Below are 350 nucleotides of genomic sequence, written 5' to 3' on the forward strand. Positions count from 1 at the left end.
CAATTAAGGTGTGAGGCACGCCATACCGATGCTCCCGCATGCCACCTTAATCACTAAAACCACCGCATAGTAAAAATGCCACGCGTGCCGAATCGCTCTTAAATTGTTTGTTATGTTTTGGTGTTCATCGAGCTAATCAAACTTTTTGAATAGATTATGCCCTGTGATCCCATACCCAAGACGAGTGTACAGCCTTAAAGCACCATTATTGCCATTTGCAACATGGAGCTTCAACCTTGTAATACCACTTTGTTTGAGGCGGGATTCAAGGTTTTTTATTACTAATTCGCCATAACCTGAGTTGCGATACTTTTGCTCTATGAAGAAGTCACAAATAAAAGCGGTTGAGT

1 protein-coding gene is annotated in these 350 nt (G+C 41.7%); it reads right to left on the minus strand.

Annotated features, from left to right (window positions below; translation table 11 throughout):
- Positions 1-132: 132 nt before the first annotated feature.
- On the minus strand, positions 133-350 hold a 218-nt coding region (locus OH459_RS28210), incomplete at its 5' end, for a GNAT family N-acetyltransferase (RefSeq protein ID WP_269989914.1).

It is taken from the genome of Vibrio sp. MM46 (genome assembly GCF_027587135.1).
In the GTDB taxonomy this organism is placed as follows: domain Bacteria; phylum Pseudomonadota; class Gammaproteobacteria; order Enterobacterales; family Vibrionaceae; genus Vibrio; species Vibrio harveyi.